This is a genomic window from Pseudoalteromonas sp. S3260, from assembly GCF_005886925.1.
Taxonomy (GTDB): Bacteria; Pseudomonadota; Gammaproteobacteria; order Enterobacterales; family Alteromonadaceae; genus Pseudoalteromonas; species Pseudoalteromonas tetraodonis.
The window spans coordinates 1-22,062 of the sequence record NZ_PNCV01000115.1; the positions used below are offsets into that span (position 1 = coordinate 1).

At 38.8% G+C, this 22,062-nt stretch carries 18 protein-coding genes, 1 pseudogene and 1 riboswitch; of the genes and pseudogenes, 9 read left to right on the forward strand and 10 right to left on the reverse strand.

What is annotated here, in order from left to right:
- Window positions 1-367: 367 nt before the first annotated feature.
- Window positions 368-2,221 (reverse strand): TonB-dependent receptor plug domain-containing protein, encoded by a 1,854-nt coding sequence (locus CWC14_RS15655; RefSeq protein WP_138563790.1) that lies wholly within the window; start codon window positions 2,219-2,221, stop codon window positions 368-370.
- A 202-nt stretch (window positions 2,222-2,423) separates the two neighbouring features.
- Here CWC14_RS15655 and CWC14_RS15660 point away from each other — a divergent pair, with 202 nt between their 5' ends.
- Complete coding sequence (locus CWC14_RS15660; RefSeq protein ID WP_138563792.1) at window positions 2,424-2,927, forward strand: peptide-methionine (S)-S-oxide reductase; 504 nt, start codon at window positions 2,424-2,426, stop codon at window positions 2,925-2,927.
- Window positions 2,928-2,998: 71 nt separating this feature from the next.
- Here CWC14_RS15660 and CWC14_RS15665 read toward each other — a convergent pair whose 3' ends face one another.
- From CWC14_RS15665 to CWC14_RS15690, 6 genes are all read right to left on the reverse strand, one after another.
- The gene (locus tag CWC14_RS15665) at window positions 2,999-3,340 is read right to left on the reverse strand and encodes a hypothetical protein (protein ID WP_138563794.1); all 342 of its coding nucleotides are present in this window, start codon (window positions 3,338-3,340) and stop codon (window positions 2,999-3,001) included.
- Window positions 3,321-3,620, reverse strand: a complete 300-nt coding sequence (locus CWC14_RS15670; RefSeq protein ID WP_138563796.1) for a hypothetical protein — start codon at window positions 3,618-3,620, stop codon at window positions 3,321-3,323. Before CWC14_RS15670 ends, CWC14_RS15665 begins: the two co-directional genes overlap by 20 nt.
- Before the next feature lie 200 nt (window positions 3,621-3,820).
- Window positions 3,821-4,372 carry a DUF4136 domain-containing protein gene (locus tag CWC14_RS15675; protein WP_008109277.1) on the reverse strand — a complete coding sequence of 184 codons (552 nt, stop codon included), beginning with the start codon at window positions 4,370-4,372 and terminating at the stop codon, window positions 3,821-3,823.
- Window positions 4,373-4,477: 105 nt separating this feature from the next.
- On the reverse strand, window positions 4,478-7,270 hold the full coding sequence (locus CWC14_RS15680) for an Mks condensin complex protein MksF (RefSeq protein ID WP_138563798.1): 2,793 nt from the start codon (window positions 7,268-7,270) through the stop codon (window positions 4,478-4,480).
- Window positions 7,267-7,815, reverse strand: coding sequence for a condensin complex protein MksE (locus CWC14_RS15685; RefSeq protein WP_010388659.1), 549 nt, complete (start codon window positions 7,813-7,815; stop codon window positions 7,267-7,269). Before CWC14_RS15685 ends, CWC14_RS15680 begins: the two co-directional genes overlap by 4 nt.
- A 5-nt stretch (window positions 7,816-7,820) precedes the next feature.
- A complete protein-coding gene (locus CWC14_RS15690) occupies window positions 7,821-9,092 on the reverse strand; it encodes an MksB family condensin complex protein (RefSeq protein WP_131691174.1) in 1,272 nt (423 codons plus the stop codon).
- A gap of 196 nt (window positions 9,093-9,288) precedes the next feature.
- Here CWC14_RS15690 and nhaD point away from each other — a divergent pair, with 196 nt between their 5' ends.
- Both nhaD and lysC read left to right on the forward strand, forming a co-directional pair.
- Window positions 9,289-10,536: a sodium:proton antiporter NhaD gene (nhaD, locus tag CWC14_RS15695; RefSeq protein WP_138563800.1), complete on the forward strand. Its 1,248-nt coding sequence runs from the start codon at window positions 9,289-9,291 to the stop codon at window positions 10,534-10,536.
- Between the two features lie 98 nt (window positions 10,537-10,634).
- A riboswitch (Lysine riboswitch) is annotated at window positions 10,635-10,807 on the forward strand.
- Window positions 10,808-10,882: 75 nt separating this feature from the next.
- Window positions 10,883-12,274 carry a lysine-sensitive aspartokinase 3 gene (gene lysC / locus CWC14_RS15700; RefSeq protein ID WP_171036861.1) on the forward strand — a complete coding sequence of 464 codons (1,392 nt, stop codon included), beginning with the start codon at window positions 10,883-10,885 and terminating at the stop codon, window positions 12,272-12,274.
- On the opposite strand, the gene CWC14_RS15705 is transcribed toward lysC, so the two are convergent.
- Complete coding sequence (locus CWC14_RS15705) at window positions 12,251-13,009, reverse strand: 4'-phosphopantetheinyl transferase family protein (protein ID WP_138563818.1); 759 nt, start codon at window positions 13,007-13,009, stop codon at window positions 12,251-12,253. The two genes, lysC and CWC14_RS15705, sit on opposite strands and share 24 nt — an antisense overlap.
- 166 nt (window positions 13,010-13,175) lie before the next feature.
- On the opposite strand from CWC14_RS15705, the gene CWC14_RS15710 reads away from it, so the two are divergent.
- Window positions 13,176-14,498, forward strand: a complete 1,323-nt coding sequence (locus CWC14_RS15710) for a sodium-dependent transporter (protein ID WP_138563804.1) — start codon at window positions 13,176-13,178, stop codon at window positions 14,496-14,498.
- Between the two features lie 95 nt (window positions 14,499-14,593).
- Here CWC14_RS15710 and CWC14_RS15715 read toward each other — a convergent pair whose 3' ends face one another.
- Window positions 14,594-15,574 carry a 2-hydroxyacid dehydrogenase gene (locus CWC14_RS15715; protein ID WP_138563806.1) on the reverse strand — a complete coding sequence of 327 codons (981 nt, stop codon included), beginning with the start codon at window positions 15,572-15,574 and terminating at the stop codon, window positions 14,594-14,596.
- 88 nt (window positions 15,575-15,662) lie between these two features.
- Window positions 15,663-16,205 (reverse strand): glutathione peroxidase, encoded by a 543-nt coding sequence (locus CWC14_RS15720; protein ID WP_138563808.1) that lies wholly within the window; start codon window positions 16,203-16,205, stop codon window positions 15,663-15,665.
- Window positions 16,206-16,325: 120 nt separating this feature from the next.
- On the opposite strand from CWC14_RS15720, the pseudogene CWC14_RS15725 reads away from it, so the two are divergent.
- The 5 genes and pseudogenes from CWC14_RS15725 to CWC14_RS15745 form a co-directional block, all read left to right on the forward strand.
- Window positions 16,326-16,415, forward strand: a pseudogene (locus CWC14_RS15725) (NAD(P)-binding domain-containing protein); the annotation flags it as partial.
- A gap of 143 nt (window positions 16,416-16,558) precedes the next feature.
- Window positions 16,559-16,774 (forward strand): helix-turn-helix domain-containing protein, encoded by a 216-nt coding sequence (locus CWC14_RS15730; protein ID WP_138563810.1) that lies wholly within the window; start codon window positions 16,559-16,561, stop codon window positions 16,772-16,774.
- A 90-nt stretch (window positions 16,775-16,864) separates the two neighbouring features.
- Window positions 16,865-17,740 (forward strand): WYL domain-containing protein, encoded by an 876-nt coding sequence (locus CWC14_RS15735; protein WP_138563812.1) that lies wholly within the window; start codon window positions 16,865-16,867, stop codon window positions 17,738-17,740.
- Window positions 17,741-20,422: an ATP-binding domain-containing protein gene (locus CWC14_RS15740; protein WP_138563814.1), complete on the forward strand. Its 2,682-nt coding sequence runs from the start codon at window positions 17,741-17,743 to the stop codon at window positions 20,420-20,422.
- Between the two features lie 79 nt (window positions 20,423-20,501).
- Window positions 20,502-22,007, forward strand: coding sequence for a DNA methyltransferase (locus CWC14_RS15745; RefSeq protein ID WP_138563816.1), 1,506 nt, complete (start codon window positions 20,502-20,504; stop codon window positions 22,005-22,007).
- The last annotated feature ends 55 nt before the right edge of the window (window positions 22,008-22,062 follow it).

Below are 22,062 nucleotides of genomic sequence, written 5' to 3' on the forward strand. Positions count from 1 at the left end.
TTTCACTAAAAATCTCTAGCTTGAGAAAATAAAAAATAAATATCATTTTGATTCAATATGTTAGTAAATCTCTTAACCAGAGTTCAGGTAGATACTTACTTTGTGTTTCTAAAAGTAGTACTGTGAGAGTGCAATTAAGTATCCACTAAGCATTGTCGCTAGTGTTACCTCATTTACTTCTCATTCACTTCTCTTTGCTCATACTATTTCAATTATGCATGTACACAGAGGAGGGGATTCTGCGCTTTTAGAGTACTTAGGGAGGGCTGCGAAATGAAATTTCTAATTCAGCTTTCTACTGGTCTGTTTCTTATTTTAACTTAAAAGATAAGCTCAGCGTGGAGTAAGCCCTCGCTGAGCGATAAAGTTACCAGCTATACGTGGCACTTAGTGTATATTGCTCGCCGCGACCTGGCGTACCTGGAATTTCTTCAAACGACTCATCCCATAAGTTATCAGCCGCAAGACTAATAAAGAAGTTAGGCACAGCTGGTGGAGTTATTTTTAACGTCAGCTGAGTAAATAGTGCCTCGTCACCTGAACGGCGAAGGGCATTTTTATGCTGTTTACGCCACTCATTATCTACTCGAAACTCTAACATATCCGTCGGGTTCCAAATTGCACCGAGCGTTACACGATGATCAGGAAAATTTAAGGCATAAAAGCTAGCATCAATATTTTCAGCGCCGTAGGTTTCTGTTTTATGTAAGTACGCATAGCTGGCAATAATTTCTGCGTTATCAAATTGCTTTGTGGCTAAAAACTCAAGGCCTGTGGTGTCAATATCAACCGGCTGTGCAAATCGCGCTGAGCTTGACTCAAAGTTAAATGTCCAATCGGTTAGGTTGTTATCTTTACGATAAAAAAGTGCGGAATTAAGCTGCCAGCTTTGTTGCTCAAGCAATAAGCCCAGCTCTAAGCTTTTGGTGGTTTCACGCTCAAGGTTAGCGTTACTTCTAAACAAACCTCCTGACTCACTGCCACCAATGGCGGTGTAGCCTGCTACTTGGCTTGCCTCGGCATACGATAAATATAATGTACGCTCAGTGCCATCGTTATCTTGGGTATTGAAACTAACATCACCAATTAACGATAGCTCAGAATCATCACGACTGGTGTTATCAAACGCAGCACCTAAGCGCACGGTTAGTTGCTGGTTGCTTGCTAGTGCTGTTGTGTATTCAGGTAATACACTAAGCTTAAAGTAGTTACGTGAAGTAAAGTTATTTTCAAGGGTGGTGGAGTCAATACTGTCTTCTATATATTGCGCCGAGTAATTAACCGCAACTGACTTTGTTTGCGCATGACGACCTGAAATAGCCAGTGATTTTACTTGTGTTTCATGAAATGCTTGGAACGCGCTTGGGTTCTCTCTTGAATAAACATAATGGTCGTTATGCTTGCGGTAATAAGCCGATACTTCAAATTCACTGTTGGTAGCATAGGCTTGCTTATGGTTGAGCATCCATAATTGGGTTTCTAAGTCTTCGGTTTCATTTACACCAAAGGGGGTATAAAGGTTTGGCCAACCAAAAAACTTTTCTTGTAAGCCGTAAAATAAATCAGTTTGTGAATCGCTCCCAGTTAACTGCACTCTGCCAGAAGTACGGGTAAAGTCATGATCGCCAAAATCAATTGAACCATCACTTTGTGAGTGCGAATATTCACCTTCAAAACCAATACGCCAATTAGCGTTTGCTTCAATTGGAGTACTCACACCTGCATGAATTGTTTGTAGGTTAAAGTCATTTGAGCCAGCGCCCAAAGAGACACTGCCACCAGTTGTTATTGGTTTCCAAGCAAACGACACAGTACCTACCGAGCTATTCATGCCATAAAGTGCATTATCGGCTCCGGTTAATACGCTGGCACCCGTTAGCATTTGTGGTGCAATAGGAATTTCTGCAAAGTAGTGACCAGACTGCGGGTCTAGTAGAGTTGCACTGCCGACTCTAAAGCCGGTATTTTCAAAAATACTACCGCGTATCGTTACATCAGCTTGTGCTTCAGCCATATTGCGTGATTGCAAGTCAACACGCGGGTCGTACTCTAAATTTGAAATAGGCGAATCAAATGTACCAACAGGTAATGTATTGGCGGTGGGTGGCGCTTCAATTGTTATTTGTTCTATGGTTGCTGTTTCTTTACTCTGATCTGCATAAGCAACAGTTGAAATACTGGCTAGTACAGCCGGTATAATAAGGTGCGGGGCACGATTCATATCATTATTCTCATTTTATGCAATGGCGCTAACAATTAAATACCTATCATTTTTTATCACATGATAAGGTAAGCTCACTAAGCTAGGGTGATTTTGGGCGCTATTGTACATTAATGATAAAAAACTGCATTTGATAATCAAACCTAGCGTTACAAAATAGTAACTCTGCATCCCATAAATTATTTACATTGGTCACTTTATTATGCAAACACAACAATCGAGTCATTCATTAAATCAGCACACACTTTATTTTGCTGGTGGTTGCTTATGGGGCGTGCAAGAATTTATGAAGTATTTACCTGGAGTAGTGACTACTGAGGCGGGGCGTGCCAATGGCACTAGTAACACAACACAAGGTGAATACGATGGCTATGCCGAATGCGTGAAAGTAACCTTTGATATTCAAGAAGTGACCTTAAATGAATTAATCGGCTATTTTTTTGAGATTATTGACCCATACAGTATCAATAAACAAGGTAACGATGTAGGCGAAAAATACCGCACCGCCATTTTTAGCCAAGACAGTAATCATTTAAACATCGCCAGAGATTATATTAGCCAACGTGATGATGCTGAAAAAATAGCGGTACAAGTAGCGCCATTGACTAATTATGTCCCTAGCGATCCCGAGCATCAAGACCGTTTAACCAATCAGCCTGATGATTATTGCCATATCCCAATTGATTTATTGCACAAGTATAAATAACAACTTCATTGGGGCGTATTTGAATAAAAAAGACTGGTAACTAATAAAGCTAAAATTAGCTGTTACCTCGTTTATGCTTTTTTTTTAGATTTATTAGGCTTTTTCTTTTTTCGCGGGAACATATCTCTAGAAAGGTAGGGCACAGCTAAAAAGTAGATCCCAGTTCCTAAGTAAAAAAGAAGGTTAAAAAGATAAGCAAATGGAGAGGTCGAGAAAAAATAAACCTCAGACTCCACTCGATAATCTGTTGGTGTATGAACATAACCGTCGTATATAGATTTTCCTGCGATTATTAGAAGTAATAACCCCAAAGCCCAAAAGACTAAAGAGAATGCGATTTGATTCAATAGCATTCTCGTATTACTGATATCTACATATTTTACTTTTGGTTTCTTATTTTTTGATTGCTTCATTTTGGCCAAAAAAAGTAATAATGATTGCTACCAGTATGCCTACCAAGCCAATGCTTGAAAAAACCAGACTGTATTCACTCTTAATATTGAAGATATTTAATAGGCTGGTTATTAATAATAAAAAAATGCCAATAATTTTTATAATCATGAGTGTTTTATTCAAACAAAACCATGTTTGACAAGAAGGGCATTGTTTTTCAATAAAAATACTATTTTTGTTAATATTTTTTATATCTTTAGCTGCAAAATTACTTCTACAATTTGGGCACGTTTCTTTCATTTTAATCCTTTAATTTATCCCACAACTTTAAACACAACGTTTACTAAACGTCTTATTGATAAAGCTTTATCCTTGTAACATGATTACTATAGCATTGAGCTATCACCTTGTTAATGTGTAACTTATTACTTTATAGGTAAACAGCCTTTAAGCCATAAAAAAGCCCGCGAACATGCGGGCTTTTAAATATTAATTAAAGTTTATTGCTGCGCTTTAGGCGGAAAGTTACTTAAAATATTGGCAACCGTTTCCTTAATAGCGGCTTCACGTTGTGATGGGGTTTGTTTTTTCTTTAAACGACCATCTTTAGCACCACGCCAAATTAATTGGTTTGACTCACGATCAATAATATCGATAACTAATGTGCCTACTTCATATTCGCGTGCGCTTACATCGTGGTTAAAGCCTGTGCCCCAGTAACCCCAACGTGCACCGTAGCCTACGTTAAAGCTGTCAACTTCAAGCTCTTTATCTACACTTGCATGGTAATTAACAAGTACATCAGCTTGCGCTACGTCAACCAATTGCATACCTAATTGCTGGCTTAGTTGGTTGTTTACCGCATTGCGAACGCGTTTTTCCATCAGCCCACTGATTTGGTAGTTATTCGTGTCTTTGGTTAGACTCGCGTTTTCTACCCAAGCAAACGTTTTGTAGTTACTAAAGTTTGCTGATTTATCGTAATCCCAATCGGGCGTTTGTGTACAGGCGGTTAGTAATGCCAGTGCTGCGACAATAAATATGTGTTTCATTCCGTTTGCTCCAATAAAGTGCGTTTGTTTAAACTACCATGGGCGAGGGTAATTTAAAATCTATAAAATAAGTGTAACTGGCTAAGATGAATAGCCAATTAATTCTTAGTCTAGCTGAGGAGCTTTATGTTCAACCTCAATCCAATCTTTTTCATCTACCCAGTTTTGTGCGCCGTTTTTTACTGAACGAATGGGCACAATATAATCACAACTTATTTGCGGTTTAACCGAGGCAAATATTGGCACAAAGCCAAAGCTCAGGGCAGTTTCTATAATTGCCTTTTGATTTTGAGGGTCGATATCAGCCGCTTCATCTATATAAATAGGTATACGGTATAAGTTTTGTTCCTGATCGCTTAATAAATAACGAATAAACAACATGCCACATAATAGCTTAATGGTGATACGTGTACCATTTGAGCCAGCCGAGTCTATCTTTTCAAAGTGCTCGGTTTCACCTGCACGGTTAACCACTTCAAAACGAATATCAAATAAATCAGTTAATGTAAGGCCTGCTTTGTCTGAGGCGAGTTTAATTAAATGATCTTTTGCCTCGTTTACCGCGCTCTCGCTGTAAGGTTCTTGGCTGAGTAAATCTAGGGTATCGCCTTGTTCAAATTGGTTAGAGGTACTGATAATAGTATCAATACTATCTACCAACATTTTGCGCGGGATAATATTAATTTTAAACGCTTGCAGGTTTGAGATGCGGTGCTGGCTAATGCCTTTATTAAAGCTATTCATTTCACGGCGTAAGCGGTCTAAATCTTCGCGCAGGCCTTTAATTGTAGCGGCCACTTCAGTGAGGGCAACGCGACCTTGGCGCTCAACGGCATCGCGCTCGTTATCAATGTTATGAAACGCGCTAATAAGCTTTTGATATTTACTAAACTCATCGTTTTCGTTATCGAACTTGGTAATACCTGCATTGTAAATATGCATATAGGTATTACGTACATTTATATCGAAATTACGAAGCTCTTGGCAGTCTTTATTAAAGTGGTGAATTAAATCGCTTAAATTATCAAAATCGATTTTTATATCAATCATGTAAGGCGTTACTTTACCACTGTATAAATCTAAAGTGTGGTCAATACGCTCAGTTTTAACTTGGCGTAAGCGCTCTGTTTGACGATTAATTTGCGCTTGTTTTGATTTGATTAACGAGCGTCTATCAGCAATTGAACCACTGTTTTTTTGAATATCTTGTAGGTAATCGTCAACTTGTTCGCGCTCGGCTAAAAGCTGTTCTTTTAGCATTGCTTGGGCGTCAACCGATTGTTGCATCACTTCAAATTGCTCTAAGCGTTTAAGTGCGCTTTCTGCACTCATAAGCTCCTCGTATAGCGCGTCTTTTTCTTTTTGTTTATCAGCAACATTGGCGGCCACTTCGCGCTGTTGTTTAAACTCTTTTAATGATTGCTCAAGCGCGGTTAACTGAGCGCTCAGTTGCTCTTTATTTTCGCCGCTTTGCATTTGTACTGGTGAGAGCTTTTTAAGTTTAATACTGGCACCAGGTAGGGTGAGTATACCGCCTTTAACATTTTCGCTCAGCTGTGATAAAAATTCACCAAAGGCATCTTCGTCATCAATGGTTATATCGCCATTGCTGGTGGTGGCAAAGGAGAGAAGATCGGGGTTTAATAGCCGCGATATTTCTTCTACTTCTTTCAGTGATAAGTCTTCACGCATCCGGGTGAATAAATTAAATTCTAAGTTTTTAAGTTGTAACTTTAAGCTTTTAATTTGTTTTTGTGTTTCACCAATACGGTAATCAAGGGTGTGCAGGCTTTGCCCTTGAGCACTCGTAATAGAATGTGACAACGACTCGTAGTCACTTTTTAACTGCGTTAGGTTGGTTTTGAGAGTGGCTTTATTAACCAGCTCAAATTCACTTTTAAGGGCGTTGAAATCTAAAAACCATTGTTCAATTTGAGTTTGCTTGCGCTCTATATCGCGCGATTGTTGTACGTATAGCCCTTGCTTTTGTTCAAACTCGTGCTTTTCGTGCTCAATGTCTTCAAGGGCGATGTTGAGCTCGCTTAGTTGCTCTTCCTGGTACGTATCAAAATCAATCAGTGCTTGGTCAATTTTTGGCGCATAAGCGGCCAGTTTACCTTTAAGCACGGTTTGGTTTTCAAGCATAGATTCAAGAGCGGCTATGGGCTCTTGCATTGATTCTAGCGCTTTTAATTCACGCTTTGCGCGGTTTACTTTATCAAACGAACGGCGCCAAACCTCGTAAAAGTCGACCTTAGAATTTGACATGTGGCGTTCAAACACACGGAGCATAAAGCGCTTAACGTCGTTTGCGCCTAATTTATGTAAATTAAGAATACGACGAAATATTTCTTTGTATATTGCAGAGTCTTGAACGTTGTTGAGGGGGATCATTTTTAAATTGATCTCACCGTCAAATTGCGTTGCTCCGCCTGTCAGTAGGGCGTTTAATTCTTGTGCTTTAAGCTCTATTGGGTTGTAACCTTGCTGCTTTAAGTGGTTAAACAGCTTGGTAAACTTAATAATGGTATTGCCTTGGGTGTACTGGGCTAAATCAAGCTTACCTTGATAGCAAAAGTATTGGTGTGCATAACCGGCAATTTTACCTAAGCCGGCTACGCCAATGACGACTGAGCCATGGGGCAAATCGGCTTGCAATAAAATGTACGATTGATCTGATGAAAAATAAAACTTACGGGTTTCATCTAAATCGTGGCCATCCCACTCGGTTAGGCGTAAATCGTTAATTAGCGGAAATTGCAGTGCATTAATTACTGAGCTTTTACCTGTGTTGTTAGGGGCACAAATCGAGCTACTTTTATCCAGTGGGATCACACATTTTGCATAGCCTGCGGTATTTAGTAGGGCGAGTTTACTCAGTCCGTATAAATTTTTCATTGCTCGTCCTCACTAATAAAGGTCTCTTCGTTTACTTCCATTAAGGCATCAATATAGCGGTGAATAGGGGCTTGCAACATAAAGCCACCTTCTACTTCGCGGGCAAGGCCTAAACGTACCATGCGTAAATACACATCTTTTCGTAAGTCAGAACCCGAGAATATCTCAAGCTGATCGAACAAATGTTTATTAAGCTGTACCAAGGTTTGCATTAGCTCTAAATCGTTTGGCTCGTCAAATAATGCACGCATTGGGTCTTTACCTGTATTGGCAAAATGCTCTATTAAAATGTAAATAGTGAGCGCTACAGCGCGTGAAATCTTACCCATGTTTGGGGTGCTTTCATCGCTGGCAAAATAATAAAAACCACGGCTATCGTGTTTTAACTCGTGGCCTAGTGCTGTAAATAAGGCAGTATAAGCGTCTATTTGTTGGTCAAGCTCTTGCCACATTACGGTGTCTTGTTCGCAAATGTGGTAACCGGCGACTAATTTTTTATTAATGGCTTGTAAGTGAGAAAGCTCATCTAAGTTTATATGGGTCATGGTGATTACTCGTGCTCGGCTTTATCAGCCTGAGGCTCTGAATTAAAGGGATATAAATTAAAGTGCTGGCCTGCAATGTTAACGCGAGCTTTTTTATCGCTTTGGCTAATTTCTAGGGTGTTATCGCTTACCAACTTTTGATACAAAAACAGCATCTCGTCGGCTTCAAGCTCAGGGTAGCTTTCGTCTAAAAATTGCAGCAAAGGCTGTGGTTTTTTACGCTGCTTTTTAAAGCGTTTGGTAAATTGCGCTTTTACATCGTGGTAGTCAGGAATGTTTGGTGTGACAAACGCAGGCACATCGTTTTGCTCTGGTAGCTGATATTCATGATGCTCAAATTCAGCTAGGCTTGCCATATAGGCAACAATATGACGCTGTTGACCCAGTGAATACTTTTGCGCATCGCTTACAAAATGGGGTTGCACGGCGCTGAGCATATTATCCACCCCGTTTTTACGAATTAGCCCTAAAACTTTTGCCGCTTGGCGGGTAATAAGGTTGTTACGGCGCAACTCTTCACGCAGTGGCATTAGCATATCGGCACTTTTACGTAAGCTTGTCCGACCAACTAGATGCATTTCGAGAATACGGGTACGTAATTGCTCAAGCATACGTTTATCACTGTACGCTTTACCTGAGCGTTCAATATGTTCTATTTGGGTGCTAATTTGTTGCTCAATTAGAGTAAAACAGGCATGAAAGTCGCCTCTAATATCGACCATTTCCAGCATGGGTTCTATATATTCATCAAACGCTTCTATGACGGCTTTGTAGCGCTTTTGCAGCGATTGCACCGCGTTATTTGATTTGGCTTGCTCAACAATATTTAAAATGGCGTTTTCGTTGTGTAAAAACAGCTTAATTATTTTACGAACCCGATCATCCATAATGCGGCTAAAGCGGCGTAAATCATCAAAATCTTCCATTTCACCGGCATTAGACAGCCGATTACCTAAGCGAGCTAAATCATCAACCAATACGCTTATTTCTTGTGCTAAGCCTAAATGTTCTTCTTGAAGTAAAAAGGTAGCAAAGTCCGCAATGGCACGGTTAATTTCTAGTTGTGACGATTTAGCCAAGGGAATAATGATTTCTTGATTTAATAACCGATTGGTTTCTTTATAAATACGCTCATTATTCCATGTCGGTTGCTTTTGTTTTATGGCATTTTGTAAATCTTTAATACTAAAGTCGGCCATTTTAAAGCGTTTAAATAATAGCTCTAATACACCCCAATGCTCAGTGAGGGTATTAAGTAGCTTTTTAGCTGGGATCATAAGGCGTTACAACATCCTAGTATTCGTTATTTTATATTTCTTGAACTTATATGGTATTCGTTTTTGCGACGATTTAATAATAGTTTTTACACTCGCTTAGTGATAGTATCCGCGCCGAATATAGGCACATAGAGTGTGTACCTCTATTTTTTACATGGTTTCAATTTTTACTTAAACCCGAAGGTTGTTTAATATCATGGTTTCCTCGATTATCCTGACGCTGATAGCGATTGCATTCTTGCTTATCGTTATTGAGGATGTGATTCACGTAAACAAAGCCAAAACGACATTATTTTTTGGTACACTTTGTTGGATTATCTCCTTTATTTTTCCTCTTAATGGGCAAAGCCCTGAAACGATTCAAACCCTCCTTGACCACAATATTTTAGAAATTGCTTCCTTATGGCTGTTTTTAATGGCCGCAATGACCTTTGTTGCCTATTTAAACTCCAAAGGACTTATCGAAAATGTTGTGAACCGGATAATGCCATCCAGCATTAGTGAACGAAAGCTAATGTTTTTGGTAGGGTGTTTTGCGTTTTTATTTTCATCTATTTCCGACAACGTTACGGCCACGCTAATATCACTGGCAGTGATTATGTCATTAAAACTTGAAGCCAAAAAGTTAGTTAAGTACGCCACGCTTATTGTATTTGCTGTAAACTCCGGTGGTGTATCACTTATCACGGGTGATGTAACCACACTTATGATTTTCCTTGATGGTAAAGTAACAATTAGCAATTTATTACTGTTAATTGTGCCTGCGTTACTAAGTGTATTATTACTCGCTACTTTGTTATCAATTGGCATGAATAAGCAGTTAGAGTTTAAAAAGACTAAATTCAAACGTATTGAAAAAACCGACATAACCATTGCGGTTATTTTCTTCACTACGGTTATTGCTACGCTTACATTGAGTGTTTTATACAGTGTACCGCCTCTGCTTACTTTTTTATTGGGTTTATCTATTATGTTTTTAGTCGCGCAATTTTTAATGCGCAAAAAAGATATCAATAAAGATATGATCGACTTTATACGTGACATAGAGTACGACACCTTACTGTTTTTCGTAGGTGTGTTATTACTTGTTGGCGCATTAAAAGAAGTGGGCGTGCTAAGCCAATTTACAAACCTGTATACAGTGATGGCGCCAGAGTACGCTAACTACTTAATGGGTATTTTATCGGCCGGTGTTGATAACGTGCCACTAACGGCTGCGTTACTAAAAGCCGACATTGTAATGAGTCAACAGCATTGGTTGTCGTTTACGTATGCAACCGGTGTGGGTGGTTCAATGCTGATCATTGGTTCGGCGGCTGGTATTATTGCTATGAGTAAGGTTAAAGAACTTACGTTTGCAAGTTACCTTCGTTTGTCGTTGTATTTGTTAGTGTGTTACACCTTTGGTTATGCTGGTTCTTACTTTATGGGTAGTTTTATTTGATTTTATAATAAAACGACTTGACAGCTAGACGTCTAAACGATAACTTTCAAAGCCGCACTCTTAGTGCGGTTTTGTTTTATTAGCCACAGGTTAATAATACATTCAGAAGAGGTGCGATACTTAGGTACTTAATGTGAGGCAACGACAGCCTGCGACCATTAAGGAGGGAAGTACTCGCCGAGGAAAATAATGGGTCGTTACCATTGTTTTTCGGTTTATGGGGCTGAATCCTCAAAACTGTCACCAATTTAGGTGGAGAGCTTCTGGCAGTAGATTTTTCTTATCTTTATTTCCTGCCAAGTTCTTCTTGTTTTATTGCGGTTTGGATGCCGCGAAAGGAGACGAAATGACTACCCAATCAGTGCCACAAAGTTCACAGTGCACAAAATCAGATTACATTGTTGCCAAATTTGGTGGCACCAGCGTTGCTAACTTTGAGGCCATGAGCCGTTGTAGCGAAATTATCGTAAACGATAAAAATGTACGTATTGTTGCAGTAAGCGCAAGTGCCGGAGTGACTAATCATTTAGTGGAGCTTAGCAAAGCGGGTATTGAAGCCGCTAAGCGCCAACAGCATATTGATGGTGTCCTTGCGATTCAGCAGGCTATTTTAAATGATCTGTCGTTAGATGAGGATTTAGCCATTGGGTTTAATCAAACGCTAGATGCATTTCAAACGTTGGCGGCACAAACACTCAATACTGAGCAGCAGTTCGATGAGCTACTTAGCTTTGGCGAGCGTTTATCGTCGTACTTATTTACCCAAGTACTAAGATTAAAGGGTTTAAATGCCACTCGTTTTGATGTGCGCCAGGTGCTTAAAACCGATAGCCAATTTGGTAAAGCAACACCAAATGTGGCCGCCACAGCGCAAGCCGCTAAAACACATTTAATTCCGCTGCTTGATGATAGCGTTATTGTGACCCAAGGGTTTATTGGTAGCGATGCAAACAATTTAACGACCACGCTCGGTAGAGGCGGCTCAGATTATAGCGCTGCACTGCTTGCTGAGGCTATTAACGCTAAAAGTGTGCATATTTGGACTGACGTAGTGGGTATTTTTAGCACCGATCCTCGTTTGTGTGTAAAAGCCACTCCTATTGCGCGTTTAAGTTTTGATGAAGCAGCAGAAATGGCGACCTTTGGCGCTAAAGTATTGCATCCGGCGACTATTTTACCTGCTAGTCGCAGCCATATTAATGTGTTTGTTGGCTCAAGCACAGAGCCAGAACTTGGCGGTACGTGGATTGAACGTGAAAAATCGCAACTACCTGGTATTCGTGCGGTAACACAACGTAAAAATCAAATATTATTAACCCTTAAAAGCCCAGAAATGTTATTAGCCAGTGGCTTTTTAGCACGTATCTTTACTATTTTAAGTGAATGTAATATTTCGGTAGACTTGGTTACCACCTCTGAAATTAGTGTAGCAATTACCCTTGATAATGCGCCTAATGCATCACGCCCAGAGCTAGATCAAGAGTGCTTAGATAAACTCGCTGAGTTTTGCCATGTATCGGTTGAAAACAATTTAACGCTGGTAGCGTTAATTGGCTCTGAAATTGTTTTGCGCCAACATGAAATGAATTTAATGAAAGTATTAAGTGACTTTAATATTCGACTTATTTGCCATGGTGCGAGTAAACACAACCTGTGCTTTTTAGTTGAGCAAAGTGAATCTGATGCTGTGGTTCAAGCTATTCATAGTCGATTACTAGAAAGTGATTGCGCTGCGTAAATCGTTAATAGTTATTATTGAGCACCGCCAGTCGGTGCTTTTTTTTGCCACAACGCTAATATCAAACATGTCGTTATGTGCTCCAACTACGGTATTGCTACAAGCTGTAAGCTGAGTGTTATTAAGTTCGTTAAACACATTAGGGCTTAATAATTGAGCAATGGGGCGGCTGGTGGCTTTAGCCAGCGCTTCTTTTAATGTCCAAATCCTAAAAAAATGATGTGCTTGAGTTGTTATGTTATCTGTATTGGTTATTAAACTCACTTCGGCTGGGTGGTAAAAGTGTTTAGCGAGTTTATTAAAAGGGCGCTTTAAACTAATTTTTTCAATATCAAAGCCAAATTGAGTTGATGCTACATTTAACGCTGCACCTACAAAACCATGAGAATGAGAAATACAGCAACTGATCACGCCTGTTGTATTTTTAATATGTAATTCTAATTTACTGTTATCGGGGTTAAATTCAGAACTAATATCACACAGCTTTAATGATGCATAAGAAGAACAAGCGGTTTTTACTAGGTATTTAAGCACTAAACGTGTGGCTAAATATTCTTGTTTAGCCTGTGGATTTTTACGCCGATTAATAACATTGAGCTCAAAAGGGCTTAAATAGTGGGGTAAATCAAATTCACCCACATTGAGGGTGTTTGCGTTAAGCAACGCAATGCAATGGCTGTTATTTGCTAAAGCGAGCGTGGCTTTTAGCTGGTTTTCAAAGTAAGTTACACTCATCATTGCTCGTTATAAATGACGACCGATTACATATTTATTACCCAAAGCTGGATAGTTTGTGAGCGGTTGTTAGTTGTTGTGAGCGCTAAGTACATTTTTATTACTCAGCCGCTCTTAAATATGGTTTAATTCGCATTCGTTAAAATAATAACAGATTTGTAGGTGTATGGCACAAGTGCGTGATGGTTTTCAAAGTCGACTAGGTTTTGTATTGGCAGCAGCCGGTGCAGCCGTAGGTTTAGGTAATATATGGGGTTTTCCTACGCAGGCTGCTAATCATGGTGGCGGCGCATTTTTACTGGTTTACTTTATCGTTATTTTTTTGCTGGCGTTACCTGCTTTATACACTGAGCTGTATTTAGGTTACAAAGCCCAAGCTAACCCTGTTAAAGCGCTAAGCCAAGCATGGCAAGATCACGCCCCTAAAGTGGGAGCCGCAGCAGGCTATATTGGCCTTGCCGGTGCCATCGTTATGTTAAGTTTTTACTCTATTGTGGCCGGTTGGATGCTTTCTTACGCTATAGAGCCTATAAGTAGCTTTTTTGGCTTGCATAGCTTGAGTGAGTTTTTACATAGCGACTCTATGTTACGTAATTTTATTTTTACGCCGCTTATGCTTATTTTAACCGCCAGTATTATTTTAAAAGGGGTAAAGTCGGGAATAGAAACCTGGTCACGCCGTTTAATGCCGCTTTTACTTGTTCTCCTTATTGGGCTTATTATTTATATTGCAACGTTAGATGGCGCAAGCAAAGGGTTTGCTGCTTATTTAGTGCCTGATTTTAGCAAAATACTCGACCCTGATTTAATTATTGCCGCAATGGGGCAAGCGTTCTTTTCGCTGTCGCTTGGGGTAGGCTGTATGATGATTTACGGCTCATATTTAAAACCCGGAGCTAACTTACCAAAATTAACCGCAAGTGTTGCGCTACTTGATACCAGCGTGGCGTTTTTGGCGGGCTTATTAATAATTCCGGCTATTTATGTTGCCCAGTACAATGGCGTTGAAGTATTTAATAACGGTGAATTAATTGGTGAGGGGCAACTTATTTTTGCCATATTACCTGAGTTATTTGGCACTATGGGTGAAATTGGTTTATTGGTTGGCTTATTATTTTTTGTATTGATGTCGATAGCTTCAGTTACCTCAACTATTTCGTCAACTGAGATCCCTGTGGCATTTTTGGTTGAAAACCACAGTGTAGATAGAACCAAAGCAACATGGGCCGTTAGCGCCATTGTATTTGTTTGTGCCAGTACTATTATTGTTAATTTTGATTGGCTATTTGGTTTAGTTATTATGGTATTTACTCAATACCAATTGCCGTTAATGGGGCTGTTTTACTTTATAACGGTAGGCTGGCTATGGCAACGTGGTAATAAACTGAACAAGGCAAGTAGTGGGCCGCACTTTTGGTTTGCACAATATATTCGCTTTGTGTGTCCTGTACTTATGACCTTAGTATTTGCAAATGTAGCGTTTGGTTAAAAACTTTTAAACGCGAATTTAAAAATGCCGTTTTAAAAAGCGAACTATTGGGAGTCACCCGAAAGTTCGCTTTTTACATTTTAAATGACTTGATATTACAATACTTGATTGGTTAGCGTTTGCCCTTGAGCAAGCTCGTTTGCATTTTGTAATGTTATATTAGCGATTTCGGTTAGAGCTTCTTGAGTAAAAAAGCCTTGATGTCCTGTTATTAACACATTTCTAAAACTCACTAAACGAGAGAATATATCGTCTTGATTTATTTCGTCACTGTGGTTTTTAAAAAACAGCTCTGATTCTTGTTCGTACACATCAAGCCCTAAATACCCCAGTTTTTGTGATTTAAGTGCTTTAATACAGGCTTGGCTGTTTACCAGCGCACCGCGAGAAGTATTAATAAGCATGACCCCGGTTTTCATTTTATTAAATGCGGCGTCATCGATTAAATGATGCGTGTGCTCGTTTAGCGGACAATGCAAAGAAATGATATCGCTTTGTGTAAGCAGGGTGTTTAAATCGGTAATAGTATAATTGCCTGGTTTTGCAAAAGGGTCGCACACTAAAACGTTAGCGCCAAAACCGGTTAAAATATTACACAATGCTTGGCCAATTTTACCGCAGCCAATAATACCCACCGTTTTATTATGCAAGTTAAAGCCAAGTAAGCCGTTCAAGTCAAAATTGTCTTCGCGTACTCGGTTATAAGCTTTGTGTGTTTTACGGCTGAGGGTAAGCATAAGGGCAACACAATGCTCCGCGACTGCCTCAGGGCTGTAGGCGGGTACGCGTAATACGCTGAGGTTATGCTGTTTGGCAACAGGCAAGTCAACGTTATTAAACCCCGCACAGCGTAATAAAATAGCGCTAACACCCAATATGGCAAGTTGCTCAATCACTGCTTTATCTACTGTATCGTTGACAAATACGCACACAGCGTCAAAGTTTTTAGCTAATATTGCCGTCTGCGCCGATAAACTTTGCTCAAAATAAGTAATAGTGATGTTAGAAAAGCCATTTAAACTTTGCTCAAAAAAAGGTCGCTCATATTTCTGAGCACTAAAAAAAGCAATATCCATTAACTAGCTCCAAGTAATCAATTATTTTATTACCATAAACTATTCTTACTATAGATGCTTCACTCTTGTTGTTTTAATTACGACAGGACTATTTTAATACAGCCGAACGGACTCCTAAACGAGCGGTCGTCGGTTTTATAACGGGCACTGATTCTAAGCAGCTTGTTATTACATTATGTAATGACTCCGGTTTAGTTCGCGGTGCATAGCGAGCAACCAGCTGCCCTTGTGCATTAACTAAAAACTTAGTGAAGTTCCATTTTATTGCTCGGTTTTGTGCAATACCTCGTGTATGAGACTTTAAATAACTAAACAGTGGATGCGTATCTGGGCCATTTACCATGACCTTATTAAACACCTCAAAATTAATTAAAAAATGTTTTTGATAATAGTCTTTAATGGCCATTCCCTCTAATGGCTCATTTTTATCAAATTGATTACACGGAAAGGCTAAAATAGTAAACCCATCGTTTTTGTATTGTTGATATAGCTTTTCTAGCGCGCATAATTGCGCAGAAAAATGACATTTACTGGCGGTATTAACAATAAGAAGCGTTTTTCCTTTTAGCTGACTCAAAGAAAAATCATCGTTATTACAAAGTGGTGCGTTAAATTGATAAATACTATCCATAGATTACCTACCTAATTTCCGTATGAGGGAAATTTTAAAAGACTTTCATTCGCTTTTTTAGCGGCCGATTGACATAATCGAGCTTATGTTTCTAAGTTATCAGTTAAATAGGTCATTTTTATGTCAGTAAAAATTGCATTTATAGGTTTAGGCGTAATGGGTTACCCAATGGCAGGGCATCTAGCAAAAGCGGGGCACAGCGTATGTGTCAAAATTTGGCGCTTTAATAATTTTTGCCATAAGAACGTCTATTTTCAAGAAAACCTCTGATTTAATTTAACCGCTCCGATATCGGAGCGGTTCTAGTGCGTTTTTTGTAACAATCAAGCTCCGAATGCGGAGCAAATGATGTTATGAATATTATCGGAAAGAATATAAAGCGAATTAGAGAGAGTAAGTCATGGACACAAGAGGTTCTAGTCGCTAAATGTCAGGTACAGCAGTGGGGAATAACCCGAAGCACATTAGCCAAAGTAGAATCTAATGTTAGAAGAGTTACCGATATAGAAGTGAAGCGCTTTGCACAAATCCTTGAAATTCCGATTGATGAGTTATTCACTGAAGATTAAAACCAAAGAGCATTACTCTAAACCACTTGAAGTATGAATCAAAAAGATACACACTGATGGTATATTACTTCAATAATATGATTTTAATGCATGGATGAATTTAGTTTTGCACAGAAGCAGCGTTTAGCTTATATCGACTTTAAGCTCTATTTTACTGGGATGGTAACTCGCAGTGAAATCGTGTGTCATTTCGAATTAGGCCTTGCCGCTGCAACCAGAGATTTAAAGTTCTACAAAGACAATGCGCCTGAGAATATGGCGTATGACAATGTAGAAAAAAAATACTTCATCACAACGCAATTCAAACCCATATTTAAACATGATGCACGCCGCACGCTTATTAAGTTAGCGAACAACATTAGCGATGGCTTTGATTCTATTGGCGATACTTCATTCCCTATTGAATCACCAAGCCCGTTGAACGTACCTGATATTGATATTATCGCTAAGCTCTCTCAAGCGATTATCAACCATAAGCCTATTAGCGTTATCTACACGTCTTTAAGCAGTGGTTCGGGTGCAAGAGAACTTGTGCCTCATTCAATTGTAGATAACGGCTTACGATGGCATTTAAGAGCGTATGACCGCAAATCAAAGTCATTTAGAGACTTTGTGTTAACGCGCATTACCAAAGTTACAATTCTCGCACAGACACCATCTTCTAAAGAAGATAAGTTAGAAGATCATCAATGGATGCGTATGGTGCCATTACAAATTATTCCGCATCCAAATAACGTTAAGCACCCAACCGCTATTAAGCTCGATTTTGGGATGGAAAAAGGCATATTAGAAGTCAATGTACGTGCCGCAATGGCAGGATATTTATTAAGACGTTGGAATGTGGATTGTTCTGAAAGTGGCTCACTTTCAGGCCCTGAATATCAACTTTATTTACAGAATATACAAACATTATATGGTGCAGAAAATCTCGCACTTGCGCCGGGATATCAAAAGGATAAAGACTAAATGGAAACGCCTGAAAAAATCAAAATTATTGCTTCTGAAGCGGTTCGTGTACTAGAAATAGTTGCTCAAACAGCCAAAAAAAAACTAGCAGAGCAATCTAATAAGATGAATGGCCATGGTCAACTTGCAAGCATCAACTCTTTTAATGATACACATGCTGTTGATAATATGAGTGAGATAGCTCAATCGATACAGCAAGGCTATATAAGCCTTCAAGACGAACCTGCAATTGCACGGGTTACTTTTGATGATGGTGAGCAGACTAAAACCCTATATATTGCGCGAAAAAGCTCAATTCCTCTTGAAGGTGATGCTAGTCTAGCTAGTTATGGCTCTCCTTTAGGTCACTTAGCGTCTTTACAAGTAGGTGATGAGTATACTGCCAATATTGGTGGACAATCACGAGTACTTGAAGTTCTAGAAACACTAACTTTAAAGCCCAGAAAAGGCGAACATGGCTGGGATTCATCATTTTCGGTTTACACGCCTGAAGATGAAGAAACTATTACTATTGATCCATCTTTAAGGAAGCTATTTCAACAAGAAGAAGTAGACCTTTCAGATGAGTCATTTTTGGATGAACTCCTCAGTGGTGAAGCTTCAAATGATTTTGAAACGGGAGTAAAGCATCAAGTTAGATCGGCTATGAGTCTAAGAGATCAACCTATTCTCGATAAGTTTCAATCTGAAATATTTCGTTTGCCACTTGATAGCCAGTTAATTATTTTAGGGCCTCCCGGAACAGGTAAAACTACAACGTTAATTAAACGCCTTGGGCAAAAGCTAAATATTGAATATCTAGAACCAGCAGAGCAGCAAAAAATTAAAAACTCTCATAGTGGTGAGTCAGGTCATAAAACCAATTGGCTAATGTTTACCCCTACAGATTTGTTAAAGCACTATTTAAAAGAAGCTTTTGCTAAAGAACAAGTCCCTGCATCTTCTGAGCAAATTAAAACATGGGAAAACTACAGTGGTTATTTAGGTAGGAATGTTTTATCAATATTACAATCAAGTAGTCGCAGTGGCTTTATTAAAAAATCGACGCGACACTTAAATTCATATGCAAACTCAAACTTACCTGCCGTTTATGATTCATTTATTGATTTTCATAAATTATCAATGGTCAATGAGCTTAAAGCAAGTATTGACCAATTAATTATACTTGACGGTCCTTCGTTAAAAGAGATTAGTAAAGCACTAATTTCATTGAAGCAAAGCCTACAGCAAAGTAATTTAATAAGCTTTTACCGAAGCCTTGAGCAATACCAAGATAAAATACAAAACCTAATCAAAGAAATAAAAACGGATTCAGAAAAACAATTAAGAGGCACTTTAACTTACCAAGTTAACAGTAATAAAAATTTTATTGCTGAACTAATTAAAGTTATAAACGAATGGAAAAAAAGTAAGTTACCGGAAGTCATTGATGAAGAAGAAGACGATGATGACGAAGATGAAGATCAAATTGCTACCCCGCAGCAACAAGCATTTAGTGAATATAAAAAGGCAATAAATGCACTTGGTCGTGCTAAATACTTGAAACGTAGTCTACCAAAAAACAGTTTATCAACAGCAATTGTAAAATGGCTAGATGAAAGACTACCCGAAATTGAAAAGCTGAAAGGTTTAGGTAGCCTAGCCATTCAAATGCGTGAACTAAGAAAATTTAAAAATCCAGAAGTTAAATATGTAAAAAACATAGCTAAAAGTTATCGTGCATTTCGTAAATCTGAAGAGCAGTTTAAAAAATGGTTTGAAAGTTCACCAGCAAAGCCAAGTCATATTGAACAGTCAGAATTGGATCTTCTCATTTTAGCAAATTTAAAAATGGCAAGAGAGCTCCTTAAAGAAAGGTTCATCCAACAAAAATTAGATCAAGGTGGTTATGTCCAACTTAATTTAATCAATGAAACGTTTAAAAATCAAATACTAGTAGATGAGGCAACAGACTTCTCACCTATTCAGTTGGCAAGTATGGAAGCTTTGACTACACCTTCAATCGGTTCTTTTTTTGCTTGTGGTGACTTCAATCAAAGGATTACAACAGAAGGCACTAAAAGCGCAGAGCAACTTAGTTGGATATCTTCAAAACTAACAACTGAATCAATAAATATCGTTTATCGTCAAAGTGAGTTGCTTAATAACTTTGCCAAAGAACTACTAACAAAAATGGAAGGCGACATTCAGTACAGTGGAGAGCTTCCTAAAAACTCAAACCACAAAGGCGTAATGCCAGTGTTATTAGAAAATGCTGGTGATAACGCGCAAATAGTTACTTGGTTAAAAGACAGAATTTCTGAAGTCGAGCAAGAAGTAGATGTACTCCCTAGTATCGCGATTCTGGTAAATCATGAGGATGAGGTGAAACCATTGGCCGATGCTTTATCTGAAGAATTAGAAGACTTAAATATTCGAGCTGTAGCTTGTAGTGATGGCCAATCATTAGGTGAAGGCAACGACGTTCGTGTGTTTGATGTACAGCACATTAAAGGTCTGGAATTTGAAGCTGTTTTCTTTGTAGGTGCAGATACTTTAGCTAAAAATATACCAGAGCTATTCGATAAGTACCTTTACGTAGGAGCAACAAGGGCAGCTACTTTCTTTGGAGTCACATGCCATAGCACTGCACCCAAATTAATAAATAATTTACGCTCGTCATTTCAACAAAGCTGGGCTTAATTGGTTATATAAATAATATGCAGTGTGGGCGATTGATGTTTGCTACCACTGTAAAAATAAAATATTGATGGATTATTAAATGAATATTACCCAAATAGAAGAAGTCGTTAAAAAGTTAGCATCAGATATTGTTGCTAACCAAGTTAACAAGGATGAGTTTATATACCAACTAATGGCAGCTTACGGTCATCGTAAAACGACCATTGGCCGTATTAAATCAGGTGAGCGTAACTTAGCTAAAGTTGATGGCGAAGTAAGAGCTAAACGCCATATTTACTTTAAGCAAAGTCAGAGTAATTGTGTGTTGTCAGATATTGATAACATGAAAAAAGAGCCAACAGTTGCTCGTGACAAAATTCGCTTTGTTATTGCTACTGACTTTAATCAGTTTGTTGCCTTAGATACTCGTACCCACGATACCTTAGATATTGAATTTACCGAACTGGGCAAACATTTTGATTTCTTCTTACCTTGGGCGGGAATGGAAAAAGCGGTATACCAAGGTGAAAACCCGGCTGATGTTAAAGCGGCAGAAAAAATGGCTAAGTTGTTCGATTTAATCAAAGCCGATAACTTCAGTGAAGATAACAAAGACGACACCAACGCACTTCATAACTTAAACGTATTTTTAACCCGTTTACTATTTTGTTTCTTTGCCGAAGATACTGGTATTTTCACACGTAATCAGTTTAGTGAAAACTTAGAGTCAAAAACTAAAACTGATGGCTCTGATGTTGATGACTACCTAAATCGTCTCTTTGAAGTTTTAAATACAAATAAAGAAAATCGCGGTGAGTTACCTGATTATCTTACACAATATGAGTATGTAAATGGTGGCTTATTTGCAAATACTATTGAGTCCCCCAGATTTTCGACTAAATCACGTAAAATGCTCATTGAATGTGGTAGTGAACTAGATTGGTCTGATATTAACCCTGATATTTTTGGTTCGATGATCCAAGCGGTTGTTCACCCAGATCAGCGTGGTGGTATGGGTATGCACTATACCTCTGTTACTAACATCATGAAGGTTATTGAGCCGCTATTTTTAGATGAGCTTTATGCTGAGTTTGAAAATATTGAAGACAACATTGATGCGAAGTTAAAACCTAGTCGCTTACGAAAATTACATGATCGTATTGCCGAAATTAAAATATTTGACCCAGCTTGTGGCTCTGGCAACTTTCTGATTATTGCCTTTAAAGAGTTACGTAAGCTCGAAATGGAAATCATCAAGCGTTTACAAGAATTAGATCAAAACGAAAAACAAGATGATCTATTTGGTGATGTTGGTTTAGATTCTTCTTTTTCACGTATCAAACTTTCTCAATTTTACGGTATCGAGCTAGATGACTTTGCTCATGAAGTAGCAATATTGTCATTATGGTTAGCCGAACACCAAATGAATGTTGAGTTTAAGGCTGAGTTCGGTGAGTGTGAACCAGCATTACCTTTGAAGGTAAGTGGAAGCATTATCTGTGGTAATGCAGCAAGACTTGATTGGAAAAGTATTTGTGACAACACAAATAGCGAAGTTTTTCTAGCAGGAAACCCACCTTACAAAGGCTCTAGAGTTCACGGCTAGCGCATTTTAATCCCAGACTCTAGCAGGGTTGAGCGGTAATCATCGTCTAGCCATG